The organism is Longimicrobiaceae bacterium (assembly GCA_035696245.1).
In the GTDB taxonomy this organism is placed as follows: Bacteria; Gemmatimonadota; Gemmatimonadetes; order Longimicrobiales; family Longimicrobiaceae; genus DASRQW01.
The window spans coordinates 1-23,411 of the sequence record DASRQW010000386.1 but is presented as its reverse complement, the minus strand read 5'-3'; the positions used below and the strand labels follow the sequence as shown (position 1 = coordinate 23,411).

Below are 23,411 nucleotides of genomic sequence, written 5' to 3'. Positions count from 1 at the left end.
GCCCTCGGATAGTCGCTTTCATGGTTTGATGTCGACGTGTGCGTTGCCTTGCCATTCGCCTTGGGGCTTCAATCGGCTCTCCAAATTCGCCTGCACTCGCTGAAGACTAGGTTTGTACGACGCAGGGCGGTACTGACGCAAGCCGTCCCTGCTTACCGCGATACCCTTACCGTTTATGGTCGCGCCTTCGCCAACCCACGCTTTCCCGAGCGCTTCCGCCTCTTCAACGGTTGCGGCCCCAACTCCGAAGTTCCCCTTTCCTATAGCAGCCTGTCTTAGAATCCCGCTGAGTTCGGCGAACCGGGTCAAACCTACCCTCCCAAGCGCGCTCGACACCGCCCCGCCCAACCACTTGGCCAGGTAACCGCCGCCAATGAGGATAGCGGCGTTTGTCCCCCCCCTTAGTATCCGACCATTCCCGATGTCATCACCAGCCGTCGCAGCTGCGTTCAATCCGGTAGCCTGCAATAGCCCAGACGCTGCTGCACCCGTATACAATGCAATTGAACTCTGATGCTCCCCACCCCAATTCGCAAGCGCAACTGCCAAACAATCCGTCCACGCGCTTGATGCCCTGCACGGATCAAGCCCGTAGGGATCCCCATATGTAACTGGATCCCCGTTCGCAAACCCGTAAGCGTTGATGCCCCCGGCCAGCCCCGCCGGATCCTCCTGGGTGAACTTGCCCGTCTGCGGGTCGTAGTAGCGGTTGCGGCGGTACATGAGGCCGCTGGCGTCCTGTGCGTCCTGCACTAGGCTCCCCATCCATGCGATGGGCCCATACACCGTCTGCCGCTTCAGCAGGCGGGAGACGCCCATATACGCGCCGGGGAAGTCCCGCTCAATGCAACGCACTTGTGTGGTGTCCGGCCCTTCCTCAGGATTCGTGTTGCCGATGGTGCCACCCTCGCCTCCACTGCTTCCGCTTCCCGAAGTGAGCACTTCGTTGGACGGCATCCACACCGTCTTGCAGCGTGTCGAGTACCCATCGTCGAAGGTACTCGTCTCGTACGCGCTCTTCCAGTTCGCGTGCGGTACGATCAGCACGGGATCGGGGAAGTCGTAGCTGTCGTCCATCCGGATCAGGCCGAGCGGCTGGTCCAGCCCGCCCGCGTGCACGTATGCCACTCGCCCGCTCGGCGCCCACGCGGAGGTGTTCGGCCCGCCGTACGCGTGGCCCTGGGCCGTGCTGTCCACCTCCGCCCGGTGCGCCTGCGCCAGGATGTTCGTGGTGTCGAGCCCCGTCTCCTTGTCCGTCTGGGTGTTCGGGTAACGCATCTCGTACAGCACCTGATCGCCGTCCCACACGGTCCGCTTCGTCGTGTTGTCGCAGCGCGGCAGGTCATTCGGGCACTGTCCCGGCAGTGCCGTTCCTCCCGGGTAGCTGCCCGGAGGCGTGTTAGTGCGGACGAGGACTCGCCGGCCTAACGCGTCGTACCCATACTGCTCCGTCATGTCCTGAGAGCCGTGCGCCGGGGCCTGGCCGGTGCAGCTCGCAGCGGCGAGGCTGTACAGACAGTCCGCGTCGCGCCGAAAGGTGGCGAGCTTGCCGTCCGCCCTGTAGCTGCTGTTCGTGAAAAGAACCTGCCTACCCGACTGGTCGGAGCCACTCGTGTTGGAAAGGGTGTCCGTCGCTCCAGGGGTGATCTGATTGCTATCGTCGATCTTCCAACTCTGTACGAACTCCGTCATGTAGTAGCTCTCCGGCTTCGAGCCACTGCCCGCGACCTGGAGTTGCAAGCCTGCAATCGTGGTGTCGCTCACCGCATCGCCCGCGGCGTCGAAGACGCGCTTTTCGTGGCGCTGCTGGGCGATGCGGATCGTGCTGTTCGTGGGCGTGTGGGAGCCGAGGTGACGGCCCGTGCCCAGCTCGTAGCTCTCGTGGATCGGGTAGCCGGCGGCGTTGACCTGCCCCGGCGCGATGCCCGTCCGCAGCCGGAAGGTGGTGTTGCCCAGCGCATCGAAACCGTACTCCTCCTCGGAGTCGCTCTCCTGGGGTGTGTTGACGATGCGGTCCTGGAAGCTCCACACCAGATGCCCCAGCCCGTCGTACGCCATCTGCTGGATGTCGGACATGGTGCGCGCGGTGGTCACCTTGCCGCGGCGGTCGTAGACCAGCGAGTCGTCGTAGAGGCTTCCGCGGATGCGGCGCGTCATGCGGCCGTCCGCGTCGTAGTGGTGCGTCTCCCGGATGTTGCCCGGCAGCACCAGCGTGTCGAGCTGCCCTTCGCGCGTGTACCTGAAGCGGTTGATGTGCCCCAGCGGGTCCGTCACCGAGGCCAGGGCGCCCGTGGAGTCGTCGTAGGCGTACGTCGTCTGCCACGCGGCGCTGTCCTGCGTGAGACTCCGCGGGTGATTGAGCGCGACCTGCCGGCCTTCCAGGTCGTAGACGTGGCTGATGGTGTAGTCGTGCTGACCCGAGACGAAGCTGCCATTGCTTTTCGCCACCCACGAGCGGTCGGTGTTGAGTGCACCCCCGGGAAAGTACGTCCGTGAGATGCGCGCGGTGGCGTTGTTCGCCGCGAGCATGCTGCCGGCCGCATCGTACTCGAAGTGCGAGGTGTCGCCCGGGATCGGGCCGCTCACGTCGGTGCGCGAGGGGACGTAGCGGTCGGTGAGGCGGTTCAGCACGTCGTACTTCATCTTGATGCGGTCGCCCAGCCGGGTGACCACCGAGTCCGCGTTGCTGGCCAAGTCGTAGTAGGTGCGCTCGACCGGGTTGTTCGTGGTGTCGCCCGGCGTGTTGTCCGGCGCCATCTCAGAGATCTTCCGCCCCGCGGGGTCGTAGTGCCAGCGGGTGGAGATGGTGCCGATGCTCAGGCTGTCTGGATCGGACCACCGGTCCACGCGCAGCAGCAGCCCGCCGTGGTCATAGAAGTTCTGCACGTGCAGCGTAGGATGCGCGGTCTGCTTGATCAGGCTGCCGGCGACGGTCGTGTACTGGAGCGACGGCGCGTAGCTGGACGTGTGCGTCACCTGGTCCATCACGTCGTAGACCGTGCTGTCGGTGGCCACGTGCGTGGAGTCGGCGTCGATGTAGCTGCGCGTGCGGATCACGCGGCCGTAGGCGTCGCTCAGCGAGGTGGTGCGCGCGCCGAGGGGGCTCAGCGTCTCGCTCGGGTTGCCGAGCACGGCGTCGTACAGCACCTGCTCCGCGGCCTCACCGCGAGCCGCCGCGGCCGCGCTCCGCACCCAATCCACGCGACCTTCCGAGTCGTAGTGGTAGCGGACGCCCCGCATGCTGTCCTGCCCCACCTGCTGAAAGTCGCGGTTGCCCGCCGCATCGTAGTGCATCTTCGTGATGAGCCCCGTCGGCGACCTCACCTCCGTCACGAAGTCCGGCCAGCTCGTGTTGCCGTACGTGTACTTCGTGACCGGGTTGGCGCCGTCGCCCAGCGGGTTCATCACCATCGTGCTGTCTACGCCGCCGCGGGCGTTGTACCAGGCGCGGCTGATCATGCGTGTACCGCCGGCGCCCAGCGCGTCCATGCGCGTGACCGCTCCCGGGAAGCGCGGATCTCCTCGTACTACCACCGCGGTCGAGTCGCCGCGGGCGTTGACGACCTTGCGCGGCCCGCCCCAGCGGTCCAGCCAGAAGCGGTTGTAGATGGTGCTGTCGGTGCGCGGCCCGCCCATCAGCGTGTACGTGTCCGTCGTCCAGGCGGGCGCGCCCGGTGGGTCGGTTGGCTTCGGCGCCAGCCCGCGCGTCTCCTGCGCTTGGAAGCCGAGCACGATGTCCGAGCCCTGCCCCTGCATCTCCAGGCGTGAGTTCGCCAGCTTGCCACCTGCATCGTACCCGTACCGCGAGACGGTGCCTCGCGCGTCCGTCTGCTTCACCACGCGCCGCGGCGTGAGGGCGGCGGTGTCGAACGTCATCACCTCGGTCGTGGCGTCCGGGTCGGTGAACTGCGTCAGCCGGCCTGTGCCATCCACCGACATCGTGACGCTGCGCTGCGCAGTGCCGGCGGTTAGCGTCGCCGCGCTCAGCTTCCCTGCGTTGGCGTAGGTGAAGCCGTACTGGTAGCCGCTCACGCCGTAGAGGTGGATCGTGCTCAGCCGCTTCGTGGCCGGGTCCACGTCGAAGATCGTGCGATGTGCGAAGCGGTCCTCGCTGGCGTTCTGCCAGCCCAGCGAGTCGTACCACAGCTTCGCTTTCCCCGGCAGCTCGCGCACGTAGATGCCGTACGCCTGCGTGGGCGCGTACTGCCGGATCGTGTCGGCGCGCGAGACCACGTCGCCGTACCAGACGTACGAGGCGGAGCTCGCGGGGTTGTAGACCTGCGTGCTCCCGTCCCCGCCCACCCACAGCAGGCGGTTGTTCGAGATGGGGATCACCTGCTCGAAGCCCGCGAGCCACCATCCCGCCCCGAACGCCGAGGCGGAGCGGTTGACAACCGCCATCTCGCCCTGTGCCGTGTAGCTCGCCACTACGTTGCTGCCGGAGTACGCGGTGACCTGCAGCGTGTACGGGTAGAGGCCCGTCTCCTTCGTCAGGTCCCAGTCCCAGCCAATGGTGATGCGCCGCGACACGTTCGCGCCCCAGCCCGTCCAACTCCCAGTGTGGGACTGTGACTGCCCGGCGACCGCCACGGTGGCGTCCACCCGGTCGGCCGCGGCGGGCAGCGTCACGTAGGCGCCCACCAGCGGGTGCGGCTGTGCGTGCTGGCTGTTGTAGAGCAGCACGGGAGTCCGTGCCTTGCTGCGGATGCGCACCGACGGCAGCGCGTGCGCCAGGCGCAGGTCCCCGCACTCGTACGCGCCGCCCGAGACGGCGATCGTCAGGCACATGCCGCGCATCTGCGTCGCCGATGCCTGCGCGGGCTCGAGCGACACACCCGGCTTCGTGCAGTCCCACACCTGCATGGGGCTGCCCGGCACCCCGCGATCACCAAACCGTGCCGTGTACTCACTGCTGCCCACCAGCGCGTTCATCACCCCTGACCAGTCGCTGCCCACGGGTGCCGAGCTCCACTCCGTGCCCACCGGCTCGCGCGCCATCAGGTGCAGGTAGAGCTGCTTCGTCACGTCGGCGTTCGTGCGTCCGTTGACGAAGCGCGTCTGGTACTCCACGGAGTAGACGGCCTGCTGCACGATGTAGCGCATGCTCCGTGCGCTGTCTGGCGGGGCTTGCCAGAACGCCACCTCACCCGGCGTCGCCTCGCGCTCCAGCACCTGGCGATACACGCCCTGGACCGCCTCCGCGCGCGTGGGACTGCACTGCGCGGCGGCGTTGGAGGTCCACGCAACAGGAAGGATCAGTGCGATGGAGAGGGAAGCCGAGCGGACGAGCCGGAGGAAGGGCATCATGCGAAATCGTGTGATAAAGGTGGAATTTGTCGAAGACGGCTGCATTGCGACTGCACGCCGGGAGATGGTGTGCAGTGGGACAGACGAGCGAAAAACGAAGGCTGGCGTGCTGCTGGTTTTGAGAACGTATGAGCAGGACCGTATTCGCACAACCGGAATCTTGTCCGGTTTCCACCATGCGGATCTTCGTCGGGCCCAGGGGTGCTGAACGAAATCTCCCTCTGGGTCGCGATCCCATCCGAACTGTCTGGATGGATCTCTTATGCTATCGGTTCGCCGACGTTCGACAGGATCGGAAGGTCAAAAACTCCAAGTCCCGTTCACGCTTACCGCGTGATAGCGGTAGGCCGAGTTCGTGTCAGTCGGCGAAAGCCGGGTGAGGCCGGAGTTGGCGAAGGCGCCGGAGATGCCTAGCTGGCGGCCGGGGCCGAAGATGCGCGCCAGGCTGCCCGTCGCGCGGAAGGAGCCGGAGGGATCGCCGCTGTGGCGCACCTGCTGGACGCCGGGCGCGACCTCCGCGCCGACGGCCCAGCGCTTCGTCTCGCGGTTGAGGCGCGCGCGAAGCTCGGCGAGGCCGTAGAAGTCCGGGTCGAAGTAGCCGTCGGTGAGGTCACGCTTGAAGCCGAAGGCGCGGGCTCCCACGCCGAGCGTGAAGAGGCTCGACACGCGCCGTGAGACGGCGGCCTGGGCGTTCCAACGGTCGTTGTGCTCGCCGGAGACGCGGCCGTGGTAGCGCGCGCCGCCGCCGCCTGCGCTCAGACTCCATCCGTCTGCCGGAGCGAAGCTGGCGGAGAGGCCCAGCTCGTCCATCGTCACCGCCTGGCGGATGAGCAGCGACGTGCCGTCCACCGCGGAGTGCGAGTACGCTAGCGAGCCATTCGTCCTGTATCGGCCGGGCGTGGCCACGCTCGCGCGCACAACGGGGGTCACCCGTCCGCCTGCGAGGTTGGACGTGCTGAGGCCGCCGGTGCCGGAGAGCGTCCAGCCCGGCTCGAGCTGCGTCGAGAGCGTGACGGCGCCGCCCTCAGCCTCTGCATCAGCCTCACCGTTGTCGCGCGCGTGGCGGAAGTAGGCCTCGCCGCGCACGTCCAGCCGCGGCACGGGGCGCCAGCCGCCGGAGAGCGTGGCGGTGTGGATGCGGTTGCCGTCGGAGTCGGACTCGTACGTGTACGAGGGCGCGGCGCGGGGGACGAATGGAAGCCGCGCGAACGGCAGCTCGGCGCGCGCATCCCTGTCCGTGGGCGCGACGCGCAACGCGTGCTCCACCGCCTCCAGCGCGGCGGCGTCCCTGCCCTGCCACCGCAGCGTCTGCGCGAGCCCCACCAGCGCCGCCGGATCGTCCGGCTTCCGCGCGAGGACGTCCCTCCACTCCCGCTCGGCCGTCACCAGGTGTCCGCCCCACGCGGAGGCTCGCGCCAGGCCGCGCATCGCGTCCAGGTCGCCGGGGTGCGCGGCCAGCACGCGCCGGTACACGGCGGACGCGGAATCCGCCTTCCCCGACCATGTCAGCACCTGGGCCAGACCCAGCAGAGCCGCCCGGTCGTTCGGGTTCACGCGCAGGAGCGAGTCGTACACGGCGGACGCGGCGCCGAAGCGCGACGCCCAGCCCAGCACGCGCGCCCGGTCGTAGCCCACGGTGCGATCCTCAGGGCTGATGCGCTGGATCTGGCCGTACGTGGCGAGCGCGGCGTCGTAGGCGCCCGCCCACGACTGGAACTGCGCGCGCGCCTGGAGCGCCGGCAGGTACGCGGGGTCGCGGGCGAGAAGCTGGTTCAGCGACTCCACGCCCGCGGCGGGGTCGCCGCGCCAGGCCATCACCCGCGCCCGGTCCACGTACGCCTCGCGGTTGTCCGGCGCGTACGCCAGCAGCCGGTCGAACAGGTGGATACTCTCGTCGTACTTCTGCGCCCAAGCCAGGATCAGCGCCATGCGGTGCAGCGCCAGCTGGTCGGTCGAGTCGGCCGCGAGCCGCGCGGAATACAGCCGCTCCGCCGTAGCCATGTCGCCGCTCGTCCATGCACTGTCCGCCGCCGTCCTCTGCGCATCTGCCGGACGATGTGCGGCGGCGAGGGCGAGGAGCGCCACGACGAGCGGAAGGAAGGCACGGCGGATCATCGACCGTCTCCCGAAGCCGTCATCACCACGGGGTTCATGCGGGTGAAGGCGTCGCGCATCGAATCGAACGCGGGCCGGCGGCGGGCGACGTAGCGCGGCTGCTCCCACGCGGGCCAGGTGAAGACCGGCACGTCCGCCGCCCGGCCGCTCGCCGGGAACGAGCGCCAGCGCCCTCCCCCATCCACCATCGCGCCGAGAATGCGGATGCCGGGCACCGTCACCGTGCCGAAGTCGTTCGCCGCGGTGGCGCCGGGCGCGTCCTGCAGCACGCGGCGCTCGCTGGGGTCGGTGAAGCCGATGAGGCCCCAGGGGATGCGAATCTCCATCACCCCCTCGCGGTCCAGCCGCTCCCACGCGCCGTCCGGCGGCTCGCCCTGGCGCAGGATGCCGCGGTCGTACCCGAACCCGGCGTACTCCGTCCCGTCGCGCCCGAAGCGGCGGCGGTTGGTGACCACGCGCAGCGAGTCGTATCGCCCATCGTCGTTGGCCAGGCTGATGAACGGCCGGTTGAAGTGCTGCTCCCAGCGGCCGAAGAAGAAGCCCGGCAGCGGGTTGGAGATGGCCGGCGGCGGCGTGACCGTGCCGCCGCGGATCTGCGTGTTGAGCGTGATGGCGAACGGGTTCGACGGCGGATCGGCCATCAGCCGCACCTCGTCTCCCGATGCGTGCAGGGCGAACTCGATGCCGACGGGCAGGCGCTGGCCGACGGCGCCCGGCCAGCGGAAGTCGCCCGCCTCCGGCTTGACCACGTCGAAGCCGAGGTAGAGGTCCTTCCATGCGGGCCCACGGCCGCGGTCCACGAAGACCCACAGGTACGCTTCGTCCGCCGCGGCGCGGACCGTCGCGCCGTCCGCCGTGGCGTACAGCGCGGGCATGCGGCGCCAGGCCGGCAGCCGGTCCGCCAGCGTGCGGCCGGGGACCACGACGCCGGGCTCCATGGCGATCATGCCGTAGTGCTGCTCCGCATCCAACCTGTTGAGCCACAGGCGGTTGCGCTCCAGCGGGATCTCGAACTCGATGGTGATCCAGTTCTTCTTGAACCACTCGTCGATCCACGCGAAGATGGCACCGCCGGCCATCCCCGACTCGGCGATCTCCCTCGTCAGCCGGGCATCGGCCGCGGCCATCTCCTCTTCCGTGTGGCCGCCGTGGTGCCAGCCCTGCGGCTGGAGGTGCGCGCTGCCCATGCTGCCCGGCACCCCGTATTCGGAGATGACGACGGGCATGCCGGGGTGGTGCGCCTTCAGCTCGCGCAGGTAGCCGAAGTAGTTGGAACGGCCTTCGGGAGACGATGCCCGGCCGTATCCGGGGTCCAGCACCATGAAGTCCGGATAGTACGGATACGCGTGGTACGACGCGAAGTAGCCCGCCGGGAACGCCGCGGTGGGGCGGACGATGCTGGCGTCCAGCCCGGTGGCGTCGTTGTCGTACTCCAGCGGGCGGCGGCCCACCTGCTCGCCCAGCCGCTCGCGGATCGCGATCTCTTCCGACACGGTGGATTCCGTGGGGTGGTGCAGCGGGTCCAGCGTGGGCCAGTTGGTGTAGGCGACCGGCCGCTGCGCGCGGTACGTGCGCATCTCGTACGCAACGATCTCCTCGCACGCCTTGCCCATCCACGCGTCCATCGGAGTGCCGCCGCTCACCGTGAGATACCGCCCGCCGAAGCCGGTTCTCCCCGCGCGGAGCTGGTTGTACGCGACGACGCTGAACGGCTCCCACTCGCGGCCGATGATGTACGCCAGCACCCACGGCGAGACGTCCGCCGTGTACGAGCCGCTGGAGTGGCCGGGCCGCGGGGCGATGTCGGCGCGGCCGTGCAGGAGATCCACCACGCGGTGCATCTCGGCGAAGAAGTCGCCCTCCCACGCAGGCCCGTCGAAGTCGTCGTCCTCCGGCAGCTCGGTCCACACGCCGTGGATCACCCACAGAGGGTTACTGGGATGCGCGAGGTTCCACTGCCGCAGCACGCGGTAGAAGACGGGCGGGTGGATGGTGTAGACGCGCACCGTGTTGGCGCCCATCTCCGACATCCCGGCGATCCACCCCGCATAGGTCGCGCTGTCCGGGAACTCGCTGGGATGCTTTCCGGGAAGCGCCGCGCCCAGGTTGACGCCTTTGACGTAGAACGGCTGCCAGCCGCGCGCGGTGCGGACCTCGAAGCGGTCGCCGTGCGTGCGCGACGGGTAGACGAGCGTGTCGGGGAGGACGAGAGGGGCGCGGACGACGCTGGCTTCCGGCGCCTCGGGCAGGCGGGCCAGGTAGTCGCGCGCATCGGTGTTGCTGGGGTCGATACGGTGGACGCGGGTGAACGCGGTGCGCACGGCGGCAAGGTCGCCCTGCCGCCACGCGGCGATGCCGAGGCCGACGAGGGCGTCCACGTTGTTGGGAGATGCGACCGTCACCGCCTCGAACGCGCGCCGGGCGCCGGGGGTGTCGTCCGAGCGGAGGAGGACGTAGCCGAGGCCGGTGCGCGCGCCGGGATCGTCCGGGCAGCGGCGGAGCGCGGCTTCGAAGGCGGTGCGCGCGGCAGCCATCTGCCCTGCCCTGTAGGCGGTCCAGCCCGCTTCGACCTGCGCACCGGCCGCGCGCGGGCACGCCGTCTCCTGCGCATCCGCCCGAGCGCCGAGAAAAAGCGCGAGCAGGACGAGCAGCGGAGATGCGGCGCGGGTGAAGGACCGCTTCGCATCTGCGGAGATGTGTTGCATCGAACCGTAGGGTGACTGCATTCACATCTCCCGAGGTATCATGGACTTGCGCATCCGGGGGCCCCCCCCTCCCGCTCGCTTAGGCTCGCACCCTCCCCCGCAAGCGGGAGAGGGTTGGGTTCTAACGTTTCCGCATCGGCCGCGTGGGCGAAACGTTCGCGCGGGACGGCCGACCTTCGTCATGGGACGAGCGGGGGCGCGTCGTCCGCGCGGCGGGAGGGGGCGTTCGCGGGCTTGGGCTGGAAGCCGCGGCGCTCCATGGCGCCCCACTGCTTGCTGCCACGCAGGTAGCTTACCAGGCCGCGCAGGCGCCACCACACGGTGAGCTGGCGGTAGCCGCAGTTCTCGAGCAGCGTCCAGGCCACCAGCAGCATGCGGTCGCGCAGGGTGTCGTAGCGGCGGAAGGTCATCTCCTCCAGCACCAGCGTGGCCGTGGTGAGCAGCGCGCCCAGGCCGTACGCGGTGAGGAAGAAGAGGATGGCGAACGGCACGTCGACGGCGTGCATGAACAGCCCGACCACCAGGCCGAGGATGCCGATGGCCTCCACCAGCGGCGCGAGCAGCTCCACGAGCAGGAAGTACGGATAGGCCACGAGGCCCATCGCGCCGTAGTACGGGTTGAAGAGCAGCCCGCGGTGGCGCCACAGCACGTCGGCCAGGCCGCGGTGCCAGCGGTCGCGCTGGCGGCCCAGCACGCGCAGCGTCTCCGGCGCCTCGGTCCAGGCGACCGGGTCCGGCACGAAGTCGATGCGGTGCGGCCCGCCCGTCTCGTAGCCGTGGCGGCGCAGGCGGAGCACGAGCTCCATGTCCTCGCCCACGGTGTCGTGCGCGTAGCCGCCGGCGGCGAGCACGCTGTCGCGGCGGAAGAGGCCGAAGGCGCCGGAGATGATGAGGTTGCCGCCCAGCCGGTTCCAGCCCAGGCGGCCGAAGAGGAAGGCGCGCAGGTACTCCACCGTCTGGAAGCCGGGGATGGCGCGCCGCGGCACCGACGTCTGCACCACCCGCCCGCCGCGCACCCGCGACCCGTTCGCGATGCGGATGGTGCCGCCCACGGCCAGCACCTGATCGCTGTCCAGGAAGGGCCGCACCATGCGCTGCAGCGAGTCCGGCTCGATCAGCGTGTCGGCGTCGATGGCGCACACCAGCTCGCCGGTGGCCAGGTTGAGGCCCGCGTTCAGCGCGTCGGCCTTGCCCCCGTTCACCTTGTCCGCGACCACGAGGTTGGGATGGGTGCGCGAGCGGTAGAGGCCCACCACGTCGTTGGACGGGATCAGCCGGCGGTACACCGGGTGGATGGGCACCAGCTCGAACTGGTCGATCAGCACCTGCATCTGCCGGTCCCTGGACCCGTCGTTGACGACGACGATCTCCAGGTTAGGGTAGTACAGGGCGAGCAGCGCGCGCACGCTCTCGGCGATGGTCGCCTCCTCGCCGTACGCCGGGGCCAGCATGCTGATGGTGGGAGATGCGCGGGAGCCCAGCATCTTCCAGCGCGCCTGCCCGCGCGAGTGCAGCGAGTGCAACCGCATCTCCAGCGACGCGCTGACGAGGAGGACGGCGTACCAGAGGTTGACGGCCAGGAAGTAGACGAGGATGGCCGTCTCCAGCCGCACCAGGACGAGCGTGACGACCTCTGCGAAGCTCATCCGGCCCGCCGGCCCGCGGCGGACCTGGGGAGGTCGAGCACCTGGCGCGCCATGTCGGCGGCGAAGGCGTCGTCGCCCTCCAGCGCGCGGCGCAGCAGCAGCTGGCCGGGGCTGCCCAGCGAGCGGAGCGCCAGCCCGGCCTCGCGCCGCACGTCCCACGAGCCGTCGCGCAGCAGGCGGGCGATGACGGGCGCGGCGGGCCAGTGGCCGAGCAGCCCGAGCGACCGCGCGGCGGCGGCGCGCACCCCCGCGTCCGAGTCCTCCAGCAGCCGCGTGAGCGTGGACACCGCCGCGTCGCCGCCGATGGCTCCCGTCAGCGCCGCGGCGCGGGCGCGCACGCCGGGCGAGGCGTCGTGCGTGAGCCGGAGCGCCGCCGGGGTGAAGCGCGAGTCGGGAAGGCCCACCGCCACCTCCAGCGCCGCCTCGGCCGCGGTGCCCCCGTGCGTCTCCATGTACTCCTCCAGCGGCTGCACCACCGGCGCGCCGATGCGCAGCAGCGAGTCGCGCAGCGCGAAACCGGCGGCGCCCTGCGGCTCCGGCAGCAGCTCCAGCAGCGCGCGCACCACCACGGCCGACGGATGGTCTGCCGCCCACTCCACCGCCTCGGCCCGCACCGCGTCGCTGGCGTCGCGGAAGAGGCCCGGCACCACGCCCTCGCCCCCGCCCACGGCCGCGAGCAGGCGCACGCCCCGCAGGCGCCGCCACCACAGCCGGCTGCGGCACAGCCTCTCCCCCGCCTCGGTGATCCCCAGCCGCCGCGCCAGGTCGTTCAGGTCGCCCCGGTTGGCGCCCGCCACGCTCGCCGCCAGCTCCACGAACAGGCGGATCTGGTACCTGCGCGGAAGCGACTCCAGGACGGCGAAGTCCTCCTCGGTGAACGGCTCACCCGCGGCGACGGCGAGCAGCGCCTCGCGCCCGAGGGCGAGGGGGACCGCGGCGCGGCGCTGGGTGCGCACCATCCACAATCCATGGCCGAATAGTGCGGCCAGGGTGACGGCGAAGAGGAGGCCCAGGACTTCCAGGGCGAAGTGGAGAAGCTGGAGGGAGGAGGGCATCTCGCCGCGTCAGCCCCGCATGGCGCGGCGCACGCGCTGCACCAGGACGGGGATGCTGAACGGCTTGGCGACGTGGTCGTAGGCGCCCTGGTCCAGCGCCTGGAGCACCTCGGTCTCCACCGAGCGCGCGGTGAGCATGATCACCCGCGTCCGGTCCAGCACGCGGTCACGGGCCAGGGCGCGCAGGAGGCCCAGGCCGTCCAGCCCCGGCAGGTCCACGTCCAGCAGCACCACGCGCGCCTTCAGCCTGGGCCGCTGGCCGAGGAGCGAGTCCGCCGCGGTCTGCCCGTCCGCGATCCACCGCGTGCGGAAGCCGCGCGTCTCCAGCGCGTGCACGAGAAGGCGGGCGATGGCGTCGTCGTCGTCCACCACCAGCACGTCCACGCTCTCGGCCCGCTGGGGCGCGTCGGGCGTCCACCCGGCGGGCAGCACGCGCCCGCGGCCCGCGCCCTTGGCCTGGAACAGCGCCCCGTCGGCCGCGCGGTACAGGGCGGACAGCTCCACGCCGTCCTGCGGGTACTGCGCCACGCCGCCGCTGTAGGCCACGTGGAAGACCTCGCCGTCGCGGTCGGTGAAGGGCTCCTCGCCCAGCGCGTCGAGCGTGCGCATGAGCCGCGTCACGCCGTCGTCCTTCTCCATCCCGTACATCCCCACCACGAACTCCTCGCCGCCCCAGCGCGCCACCACGTCCTCCGCGCGGAAGCTGCGCAGCAGCAGCTTGGCCAGGCGCCGCAGCACCTCGTCGCCCACCGCGTGGCCGGCGCGGTCGTTGACCAGCTTGAAGAAGTCCAGGTCCACGATGCCCACTGAGAACGGCTGCTGCTGCCGCGCCGCCAGGCGCAGGAGCTGGGTGATGGACTCCTCGCTCTTGCGCCGGTTGGCCACGCCGGTGAGCGCGTCGGTGTCGGCCAGCGCGCGGTGCAGCTGCACCCGCTCCAGGCGGTTGGTGATGCGCGTCACCAGCTCCGGCCCCACGAACGGCTTCGCCACGTAGTCGTCGGCGCCGGAGCCGAAGAGGCGCTGGATGCTGGCCGCGTCGGTCCGCGCGGTGAGGAAGAGCACCGGCAGCGACTTCCAGCGCGGGTCGTTGCGCACCACGCGGCACAGCTCGAAGCCGCTCACGTGCGGCATGTCCACGTCCAGCACCAGCACGTCCGGCGCGTGGGCCTCCAGCGCGTCCCAGAAGCGCAGCGGGTCGTCTAGCGTGTGCACGTCCACGCCCGTGGGCGAGAGGAGCGAGCGGACGGCGCCCAGCACGTGCTCGTCGTCGTCCACCACCAGCACCGAGCTTCCGTGCGCGCGCGAGCCCCGCAGCACCTCCTGCACCGTGTCCAGCACCCGCCCGGGCGTCACCGGCTTCTGCACGAAGCCGCGCCCGCCGCGCCGCGCCACGTCCACCCGGTCCGCCAGCGTCGCCCTCGCGGTGAGCGCGACGACGGCGACCGGCGGCTCGCGCTCGGACAGCTCGCCCATCAGCTCCAGCGCCGCGTCCTCGCCCTCGGGCACGTCGTGGTCGATGAGCACCGCGTCCACCCCGCCCTGCCGCAGGGCCTCCCGCGCCGCCGCGACGCTGCCCACCACGCGCGCCGCCATCCCTCGTCCCGAAGCCTCCATCGCCAGCCGGTCGCCCAGCTCCGCGTCCGCGTCCACGATCAGCAGCCGCTGCACCGGCGCCCCGCCGTCCCGCCCCTGCGCCCGTCCGACCACGGCCTGAGACGCGTCGGCCGGCGAGCCGTCGCCGGACGCGCGAGATGCCGCCGTCCCGTCGGACGACGAGAGGGCGGAAGATGCGGGTTCGGGAGATGTGGTGCCGGGAGATGCGGCGCCGGGCGGAGACGTCGCCCCGCCGGAAGATGCGGAGCCGCCGGGAGATGCGGTGCCCGCGGGAGATGCGGGGCTGGACGGCGCGGGGCGGCTCAGCTCGGTCCGCAGGGCGACGGCGGCGTCGGTGAGCTGCAATGCCTCCGCCGAGCCGAGGGGGGCGGTGCCGGAGAGCACGCCCTCCACCTGCCGGGCGACGACGGACGCCTCCGCGAAGCCGAAGGTGCCCACGCTGCCCGCCAGCTTGTGCGCCTCGCGCTCCGCCCGGCCGCGAAGCTCGGGGTCGAGCCGCCCTTCCAGGACCGCGAGCGCGGCTTCTTCCACCACGTCCACGCGCTCCAGGATGGTGCCGCGGAAGCGCTCCCACAGCGCGGCGACCGCGCCGGCCACCTCCGCCGCGGGCGAGGGGGCGGCGTGCGCCCGGGGCTCGGGCCCGGGCTCCGGCAGCCCCAGCGCCGCGGCGACCTGGCGCGCCACCTCGTCCGGCCCCAGCGGGTGGAAGAAGACGCGGCTGATGCCCAGCCGCGCCGCGTCGCCGTGCGACAGCCCCGCGCCCGAGCGCGGGAGCACCAGGAACACGGGCGGGCAGCCGGCCGCCTCGGCCGCGCGCTCCAGCACCGTGCGCGCGGAAAGCCCCGGCAGGGCGTCGTCCGCCACCACCAGGGCCCAGCCGCCGCCCCGCAGCGCCGCCAGCGCCGCCTCGCCGGTGGCGGCGGACTGGGCGCGCACGCCCGGCACGCGCGCGGCCAGCCAGGCCGGGTCGGTATCGGGCAGCCCCGCCAGCAGGACGCGTGTGCCGCCTTCCGCGGGGGGGCCCAGGGTCACGCGCTCCAGCCCAGCGCTTCGGACACCTGCGCGGCCAGCTCCATGGGGTCGAACGGCTTGGCGAGCACCCCGGCCACGCCCAGGTCCACGAAGCGGCGCCGGTCCGCCGGCTGCACCTTGGCCGTGAGCAGGATCACGGGGATGGCGGCCGTGGCGGGATCGCCGCGCAGCTGCTGGAACGTGGTGGGGCCGTCCATCCCCGGCATCATCACGTCGAGCAGGATGGCGTCCGGCCGCTCCTCGGCGGCGCGGCGCAGGGCTTCGGCGCCGGAGCTGGCGGTGAGCACCTCCCAGCCGCCCACCATCTCCAGGCTGAGCTGCGCCACCTCGCGGATGTCGTCCTCGTCGTCCACCACCAGTATTCGCTTGGCGCTCATCGGTCCGTCTCGGGTGCGGAAGGCGCGGCGGGGACGAGCTGGTTCAGCAGCGCCACCACGCGGCGTTCGAAGTCGCGGGGCGCCACCCGGCCCTTGGTGAGGAACTCGGTGGGGCCCAGCATGAGGCGTGCGCGCTCGTCGGCGTCCAGGTCGCGGGCGCTGTAGACGACCAGGCGCGCGTGCCGCAGCTGGTTGTGCCGCCGCAGCGAGTCCACCACCCAGAAGCCGTCGCCCTCGGGCAGCGCCAGGTCCAGCACGATCATGTCCGGCGGGTGCTGGATCCCCAGCGCCACGGCCTCGCGCCCGGTGGCGGCGTGAACCGTCTCGATGCCGTGCCGCCCGAAGATCTCGGCCAGCACCCCGGCCAGGCCCTCGTCGTCCTCCACCAGCAGCACGCGGCCGTGCTTGGCGCGGTCGCTCACCGCCGCCTCCAGCTGCCGCAGCAGGTCGTCGTCGCCGAAGGGCTTGCTCACCCACCCCACCGCCTCGGACGCCGCCGCAGCCGCGTCGCCGGGCTCCAGCGCGCTCAGGATGATGACGGGGATCGCGGCCGTCTCGGGCATCCCCTTGAGCGCCCCCAGGGTCTCCCAGCCGTCCATCCCCGGCATCACCACGTCGAGCAGGATGGCGTCCGGACGGCGGATGCGCGCCAGCTCCAGCGCCGTCTCGCCGTCGGCCGCGGCCACGACGCGGTAGCCCCACCCGTGCAGGATGCGGGTGACGACCGCGCGCACCGTGGCGTCGTCGTCCACCACCATCACCAGGGCACCCCTGGCGTCGTCGGCGGCCGCGGGCGCCTCGTCGGCCTCCGCCGGCTGGGCGGAGGGAATGGAGAAGCGGAAGGTGCTGCCCTCCCCCGCCACGCTCTCGGCCCAGATGCGCCCGCCGTGCTGCTGCACGATGCTGCGGCAGATGGCAAGGCCCAGGCCGGTCCCGCCCTTCTGCCGCGAGTCGGACGAGTCCACCTGCTGGAAGCGCTCGAACACTGTGTCCAGCTTGTCGGCGGGGATGCCGCGCCCGTGGTCGCGCACCCCGAACAGCACCTGCCCGTCGCGCGCCTCGGCCGAGAGCGACACCTCGGACCCGGCGGGCGAGAACTTCACGGCGTTGGAGAGGAGGTTGGTGAGCACTTGGAGGATGCGGTCCGGGTCGGCGCGCACCGCGGCGGCCACGGCTTCCACGCGGAGGACGACGCCCGCCTTCTCCGCCATCGCCTCCATCACGTCCGCCGCGTCGCGCACGAGCGACGCCGCCTCCACGGTCCGCATCTCCATCGTCGCCTTGCCGGACTCCATGCGCTCGATGTCGAGGATGTCGTTGATCAGGCGCACCAGGCGGTCGGTGTTCTGCACCGCGATCTCCAGCAGCCGCTGCACCCGCTCGCTCATCTCCCCCATCTTGCCGCCCGCCAGCAGGCCCAGCGAGCCGCGGATGGAGGTGAGCGGCGTGCGCAGCTCGTGGCTGACCACCGAGATGAACTCGTCCTTCATCCGCTCCACCTCCAGCCGCTCGGTGATGTCGCGGAAGGTGACCACGGCCCCGGCGATGCGCCCCTCCTCCAGAAGCGGCGCGCTCACCAGCTCCACCGGAAAGCGCGAGCCGTCGGCCCGGCGCAGCGAGCAGCGGCCCAGGCGGCGGGTCGCGCCCGTGCGCAGCGTCTCGCGCACTGCGGAGTGGCCGCGCGCGTCGCCGTCGCACGGCTCCTCGAGCTGGAGCACCGTCTCCAGCGGGCGGCCCACCAGGTCGGCGGCGTCGCGGCCCAGCATGGCGGCCGCGGCGGGGTTGAGGAACGAGGTGTAGCCGTCCACGTCCACGCCGTAGATGCCCTCGCCGGCGGAGCTCAGGATGAGTTCGTTCTGGCGGCCCAGCCGCTCGGCGGCCCGCTGCGCCAGCTTGCGCTCGCCCACCTCGCCGGCCAGCTCGCGGTTGGCCTCGGCCACGCGGCGGGTACGGCGCGTGAGCATCAGCGCCAGCCCCGCGGCCAGCGCGATGCCGAACGCGCCGCCCCCCAGGATCAGCGCCTCGGTGGAACGCTTCAGCTCGTCCGCGCGCGCCGCGCGCCGCAGCAGGAGCGCCGACTCCCCCTCGCCGATCCGGCCGATCACGGCCCGCATGGAGTCCATCAGCACCGCCCGCTCGCGGATGCGCGCCACGCCGCCTGCCCGCGCCTGCGCGTCCGGGACCCCGCCGGCGCCCCCGGCCACGGGGCGCGGCACGCCCTGCATCGCCTCCCAGCGCACCTCCATGGCGCGGAGCGTCTCCAGGCGCCGCTGCTGCACGGGGTTGTCCCGCGTCAACGCGACCGCCCGGCCCAGGCTGCTGCGGAACTGCTCGCGCCCGTGCACCCACGCGTCCAGCTGGTCCGCGTCGCCGGTGAGCGCGAAACCGCGGAACGCCGTCTCGGTGGTGGCCAGCGCCTCCTCCATGGCGTCGTTGGCTGCCAGCACGGCGTACGTGTGCAGGCTCCAGCGGTTCGCTTCGGCGAGGCGGCGGAAGTTAGCATAGCCCACCACCACCAGCCCCACCAGCACTGCGAGCAGCACGGCGAAGCCCGCGACGTAGCGGCCGGCGTACGGCGTGGATGGACGGGTACGCTGCGGGAGGATGGGCAAGAGTGTGGGAATGAGGGTTCCTTGCGCCCCGCCTCACGGCGCGGCGGGAGCCGTGCCGCGTGCAGCCGGGGGGCGAGCTGCGGGCGCATGCCGCTGCGTAAACTACCTGCGCGGAGGACCGTGTCAACGACGCACGGCGAGCGGACGTCGTGGACACGGGGGGAGGAACGGCGTGAAACGGACGTGCCGGACGCGAAAAGGGCCCGGAGCCGCCGTGGCCCCGGGCCCTCCCTTCCACCCCTGCGGACGAGACTACTCCTCGTCCGCCCGCAGGTGGCTCTCCACGAACTCCACGCCCTCGGTGGTGATCGCGTACTGCTTACGGGCCTGGCGCGTGGTGCCCATCTTCTTCTTCTGCACCATCAGCGGCGGCTTGGCCCGCAGGTTCGACTCGATGGCGCGGGTGATGTTGGGCACCGGCAGGCCGTTCTTCTTCAGCTCGGCGTTGATGGCCTGGCTGGTCACCGTGCGGTCGGCCTTGCCGCGGGCCAGCGAGTAGGCGCCCAGCAGCGCGCGCTCGGCCATGGTCTCCGGGCTCCAGCGCTCCACCAGGCTGGCGATGCCCTGCCCGCCGCGCCGCGCGTTCACCGAGCCGCGCGGACGGCCGCGGCGCCGGGGCTGCGCCTCGTCCTCGCCCTCGCCGCCCTCGTCCCGGTCGGAGCGGGCCGACGCGGCGCGCGCGGGCGGGCGGCGGAATGCGTGCTCCACCAGGATGTCGCGCGCCGTCTCCTTGAACACGGCGTCGTAGCTCGAGATGGCCGCGTTGATCTCGTCGAGGAGCTCGCGGACCTGCTTCAGGTCTTCCATGGTTTCCCTGTTCCGCGGCACCGCCGGCCGGGTGGCGCGGCTGCCGCACGTGGGTTCGCGAAAGCGTTCGGTGATGCAATGGACGAAGTGTCCATATGATTTAGCCCTGCGGCGCCATCGCCGTCAAGTAGCAATGATACGCATCGTCGCCGAACGCGGCGAACACCACCTCGCGCGTCATGTCGTGCGCGGCCAGGAAGTCCCGGACCTCGCGCACCGCAATGCCCGTGGCCCGCTCCAGCGGGAAGCGGTACACGCCCGTGCTGATGGCGGGGAACGCAATGCTGCCCATGCCCTCCTCTGCCGCGATCCGCAGGCTGTTCCGGTAGCACGACGCCAGCAGCTCGTCCTCTCCATGCCCGCCGCCCTGCCAGACGGGGCCGACGGTGTGGATGATCCAGCGCGCCGGGAGCCGGTAGCCCCGCGTGAGCTTCGCCTCGCCCGTGCGGCAGCCGCCCAGCAGGCGGCATTCGTGCACCAGCTCCGGCCCTGCGGCGCGGTGGATGGCGCCGTCCACCCCGCCTCCGCCCAGGAGCGACGAGTTCGCCGCGTTCACGATCGCGTCCACCTGCAGCTTGGTGATGTCGCCGCGCACCACCCGCATCCGTTCGTCCGCCATTGCATCGGCCCTTCCGCCGAAAGTCCGTCCGCCGCTTTGCACGGAAAGATACGACGCTCTCCACGACCCGCAACGACGCTCGCCATCTGCTCATCTGCCGTACATCTCCCGCTTCCACCACCGCTCGCGTCCGACGCTCCGGCTCACCGACATGACGGCGGAGAATACAATATGCAACCGTATGGAGATGACTTCCTGTCGGCGGATCCGATGCCGCTTGTCGGGCGGTGGGTGGTTCCGGTAGACGGCGACGGCGGACCGACGATGAACGTCGTGTCCGCCACGAGCGGCGCGGCGGCATGGTGCTCGCGGTCCCGTGGCGGCTCGCGGCGGGATGGATCGGAACCGGGGAGAGGACGACGATGGAGACGCGGAAGATCGGATCGCTGGAGGTGTCGGTCGTGGGGCTGGGATGCAACAACTTCGGGATGCGGATCGATGAAGCGGCGACCGGGCGCGTGGTGGACGAGGCGCTGGACCGCGGCATCAACTTCTTCGACACGGCCGACACGTACGGCAAGACGCAGAGCGAGGAGTTCCTGGGCCGCGCACTGGCCGGACGGCGGGCGGGCGTGGTGATCGCCACCAAGTTCGGCGCCAAGATCGACGACGAGCGGCAGGGGGCGCACCCGGACTACGTTCTCCGCGCCGCGGAAGACAGCCTGCGGCGCCTGGGCACGGACCACATCGACCTGTACCAGCTCCACAAGCCGGACCCCACGGTGCCAATCGCGGACACGCTGGGCGCGCTGGACGAGTTGGTGGCCGCGGGCAAGGTGCGCGAGATCGGCTGCTCCAACTTCACCGCCGCCATGCTGCGCGAGGCAGAGGACGCGGCGGCGGGCCGCGCGCGCTTCGTGAGCGTGCAGAACGAGTACAGCCTGCTCAAGCGCGAGCCGGAGAAGGAGGTGCTGGCGGAGTGCGAGCGGCTGGGCATCGGCTTCATCCCGTTCTTCCCGCTCGCCAGCGGGCTGCTCACCGGCAAGTACCGCCAGGGCCAGCCGATGCCCGAGGGCAGCCGCGGCGCCGCCGGCTGGGCCGCGGCGGACTTCACTGAGCGCAACTTCGCCATCGTCGAGCAGCTGATCGCCTTCGCGGAGGGGCGCGGGCACACGGTTCTGGAGCTTGCGTTCTCCTGGCTCGCCACGCGCCCCGCCGTCGCCTCCGTCATCGCCGGCGCCACCTCGCCCGAGCAGGTCCGCGCCAACGCCGCCGCGGTGGACTGGCAGCTCTCGCCGGACGACCTGGCGGAGGTGGAGCGGATCGTCAACGCGGCGGGATGATGGAGCGAGGCGGGGCGCCCCCTCCCGCTCGCTTAGGCTCGCACCCTCCCCGCAAGCGGGAGAGGGTTGGTTGGAGCTCGTCGCGCCCATTGAAGTCACAGCGGCACAACCATTTCCAGTCCCCGCAGGGAGACTTCGCGCCGTCGTAGCCCACGGCTTTAGCCGCCCGGCAATGCCGGACGCGACGTAAATCGGACGACTCGCCGAAACTCAGACGTAGCGGGTTTCGGGTGTAGCCGAGAAGTCTGGAGCGACGAGCTTGTCCGGGAATCTGGGCGAAGATAAATTTGGGTATCCCACTTTGGGACGTACCCACCCGCAGGGAGGCCGTCATGCCCAAGGCAAGCTCCGCACGCAAGCGCGCCGCCGCCGAAGATCTGCCCGCGAACGTGGTGTTCGAGCGCGACATCCGGCTCGACGCGAAGAAGCGTGCTACGCTGACGGGCGCGGAGTTCGAGCACTATCACATGATGGTCCAGAACGACGGAACGATCGTGCTCGAGCCGCGCGTGCTGGCCCGTCCGGCTACCGTGGCTCCAAGAACCCTTGCGATGATGGACGAGTCGGTAGCCAACCTCGAGAAAGGCTCCGTGGGTGGAGCGATCGACTTCGCACGGTATCGCGGCCTCCTCGACGCGGACGAGGAGTGAGCTTCGTCATCAAGAAGGGCCAGCCGGGCGTCGAAGCACTCTGGAACGACCTCGACGCGAAGTTAGCGTCGGGGTCGCTTTCCAAGGACGAGCACGCGTTGTTCAAGCGCCTCGTCGAGGCCGCGAGCCTCCTCGCCGACAATCCGCGCCACCCCGGGCTCGTATCGCACGAAATTGCAACGCTGGCGAAACGGTGCGGACGGAAGGTCTTCGAAAGCTACCTGCAGAACAACGCACCCGCGGCCGGCCGCATCTTCTGGGTCTACGGGCCGGAAGACGGTATGATCACGGTGATCGGGATCGAACCTCATCCGGAAGACGCGAAGAGCCGCGGCTACGACCGGGTGAAGCTTGCGGACATGCCGGCAACGACGCAGCCTGGATCCAAGAAGCGAAAGTAGGCTGTCCGCGGGAGAAGGCTGAAAGGCAAGTGGAACCTACGGACACGAAGAACGGGGCCGCGGACAAGTGTCCGCGGCCCCGTTCTTCAGAGTGGAGATGCCGGGAATCGAACCCGGGTCCGCCTACAGATCCATCGCGACGTCTACGTGCGTATTCCGCTGTTCTTTTCTCCTCGTCCGCTCATCGGCCAGCAGAAGGCCCATCGCGAACCAGCCATGTAATCTCGTCTACCCTACCACGGCGCTCGGGCAGACCAGCCTGAATTTAACGGCGCTCTACGACCCGCCTCGGGCGGGGCTGATCGCAGAACGGGAGGTAAGGATTTCCCCGAAGGGAACTCTACTTACGCAGCCAGGGCGAAGTTATCGTTCGCAGGTACAAGTTTTCCAGAGGCTTAACGAGGTATCTGGGACCTCGGCACGCTGCCACGGCTTCACCATACACGTCGAAGCCAGTCATCCCCATGACCCGAATTGTCAATTCCAACGTCTCCAATCTAACCCGCCCTCCCCGCCCCGTCAATCCCCTTGCAGCACAATCACTTACGCGCTCCGACGACCGCCCTCTGTCCGCATCTCCCGTCCGTGCAAGCTCAGTGCCCGTCGTCCTCGCCCGCACCGGCGCGCGGGGCGGCGGTGACGCGGTTGCGGCCGGCGCCCTTGGACTTGTAGAGCGCCGCGTCCGCCGCGGCCAGGACTTCCGCCGGAAGCGGGACGCAGTCCGGGCACGAGGCCACGCCGAACGACGCCGTCACGGAGAGCGGCCGGCCGTTCCAGATGACCGGCTTGGCCTCGATCGCGCGGCGGATGCGCTCGGCGGCTTCCATCGAGGCGCGGAGGCCCGTCTCCGGCAGCAGGACCACGAACTCCTCGCCGCCCAGGCGCGCGGGCAGGTCCATCTCGCGAACCGTGCCGCGCAGCGTCTCGCCCACGTGCTTGAGCACGCGGTCGCCGGCCTCGTGGCCCCAGGTGTCGTTGAAGCGCTTGAAGTGGTCCACGTCCAGCATCACCACGCCGAACGGGCGTTTGTAGCGATCCCAGTAGTTCGCGGCGGTCGCCAGGCGCGCCTCGAAGCTGCCGCGGTTGGGCAGCCCCGTCATGCTGTCGGTAGATGCACGGCGGTCCAGCGCCTCGTACCGGCTGGCGCTGCGCAGCGGCAGCGGCGCGATGGAGCAGAGGCGGCGCAGC

14 protein-coding genes and 1 other RNA gene are annotated in these 23,411 nt (G+C 70.8%); 3 read left to right on the top strand and 12 right to left on the bottom strand.

What is annotated here, in order from left to right:
• Window positions 1-18: 18 nt before the first annotated feature.
• The 10 genes from VFE05_17445 to VFE05_17400 all read right to left on the bottom strand — a co-directional run bounded on the left by VFE05_17445 (window position 19) and on the right by VFE05_17400 (window position 19,889).
• The gene (locus VFE05_17445; GenBank protein HET6231864.1) at window positions 19-5,307 is read right to left on the bottom strand and encodes an RHS repeat-associated core domain-containing protein; all 5,289 of its coding nucleotides are present in this window, start codon (window positions 5,305-5,307) and stop codon (window positions 19-21) included.
• A gap of 300 nt (window positions 5,308-5,607) precedes the next feature.
• Window positions 5,608-7,422, bottom strand: coding sequence for a tetratricopeptide repeat protein (locus tag VFE05_17440; protein HET6231863.1), 1,815 nt, complete (start codon window positions 7,420-7,422; stop codon window positions 5,608-5,610).
• Entirely contained in the window at window positions 7,419-10,127 is a 2,709-nt protein-coding gene (locus VFE05_17435; protein ID HET6231862.1) for a tetratricopeptide repeat protein, read from the bottom strand. Before VFE05_17435 ends, VFE05_17440 begins: the two co-directional genes overlap by 4 nt.
• A 179-nt stretch (window positions 10,128-10,306) precedes the next feature.
• A complete protein-coding gene (locus tag VFE05_17430; protein ID HET6231861.1) occupies window positions 10,307-11,773 on the bottom strand; it encodes a glycosyltransferase in 1,467 nt (488 codons plus the stop codon).
• Window positions 11,770-12,828 carry a HEAT repeat domain-containing protein gene (locus tag VFE05_17425; GenBank protein ID HET6231860.1) on the bottom strand — a complete coding sequence of 353 codons (1,059 nt, stop codon included), beginning with the start codon at window positions 12,826-12,828 and terminating at the stop codon, window positions 11,770-11,772. The genes VFE05_17430 and VFE05_17425 overlap by 4 nt, the downstream gene beginning before the upstream one ends.
• Before the next feature lie 9 nt (window positions 12,829-12,837).
• Window positions 12,838-15,474, bottom strand: a complete 2,637-nt coding sequence (locus tag VFE05_17420) for a response regulator (GenBank protein ID HET6231859.1) — start codon at window positions 15,472-15,474, stop codon at window positions 12,838-12,840.
• Window positions 15,471-15,851, bottom strand: a complete 381-nt coding sequence (locus VFE05_17415) for a response regulator (protein ID HET6231858.1) — start codon at window positions 15,849-15,851, stop codon at window positions 15,471-15,473. The genes VFE05_17420 and VFE05_17415 overlap by 4 nt, the downstream gene beginning before the upstream one ends.
• On the bottom strand, window positions 15,848-18,463 hold the full coding sequence (locus VFE05_17410; GenBank protein ID HET6231857.1) for a response regulator: 2,616 nt from the start codon (window positions 18,461-18,463) through the stop codon (window positions 15,848-15,850). The genes VFE05_17415 and VFE05_17410 overlap by 4 nt, the downstream gene beginning before the upstream one ends.
• A gap of 252 nt (window positions 18,464-18,715) precedes the next feature.
• Window positions 18,716-19,270 (bottom strand): hypothetical protein, encoded by a 555-nt coding sequence (locus VFE05_17405; GenBank protein ID HET6231856.1) that lies wholly within the window; start codon window positions 19,268-19,270, stop codon window positions 18,716-18,718.
• 100 nt (window positions 19,271-19,370) lie between these two features.
• A complete protein-coding gene (locus VFE05_17400) occupies window positions 19,371-19,889 on the bottom strand; it encodes an O-acetyl-ADP-ribose deacetylase (GenBank protein ID HET6231855.1) in 519 nt (172 codons plus the stop codon).
• 362 nt (window positions 19,890-20,251) lie between these two features.
• On the opposite strand from VFE05_17400, the gene VFE05_17395 reads away from it, so the two are divergent.
• The 3 genes from VFE05_17395 to VFE05_17385 all read left to right on the top strand — a co-directional run bounded on the left by VFE05_17395 (window position 20,252) and on the right by VFE05_17385 (window position 22,223).
• A complete protein-coding gene (locus tag VFE05_17395) occupies window positions 20,252-21,172 on the top strand; it encodes an aldo/keto reductase (GenBank protein ID HET6231854.1) in 921 nt (306 codons plus the stop codon).
• A gap of 332 nt (window positions 21,173-21,504) precedes the next feature.
• Window positions 21,505-21,822, top strand: a complete 318-nt coding sequence (locus VFE05_17390) for a hypothetical protein (GenBank protein HET6231853.1) — start codon at window positions 21,505-21,507, stop codon at window positions 21,820-21,822.
• Window positions 21,819-22,223, top strand: coding sequence for a hypothetical protein (locus tag VFE05_17385; GenBank protein HET6231852.1), 405 nt, complete (start codon window positions 21,819-21,821; stop codon window positions 22,221-22,223). The genes VFE05_17390 and VFE05_17385 overlap by 4 nt, the downstream gene beginning before the upstream one ends.
• Before the next feature lie 89 nt (window positions 22,224-22,312).
• Here VFE05_17385 and ssrA read toward each other — a convergent pair.
• Both ssrA and VFE05_17375 read right to left on the bottom strand, forming a co-directional pair.
• Window positions 22,313-22,687: a transfer-messenger RNA gene (ssrA, locus tag VFE05_17380) on the bottom strand.
• A 129-nt stretch (window positions 22,688-22,816) separates the two neighbouring features.
• Window positions 22,817-23,411: GGDEF domain-containing protein (locus VFE05_17375; protein HET6231851.1), on the bottom strand; the 595-nt coding region annotated here is incomplete at its 5' end.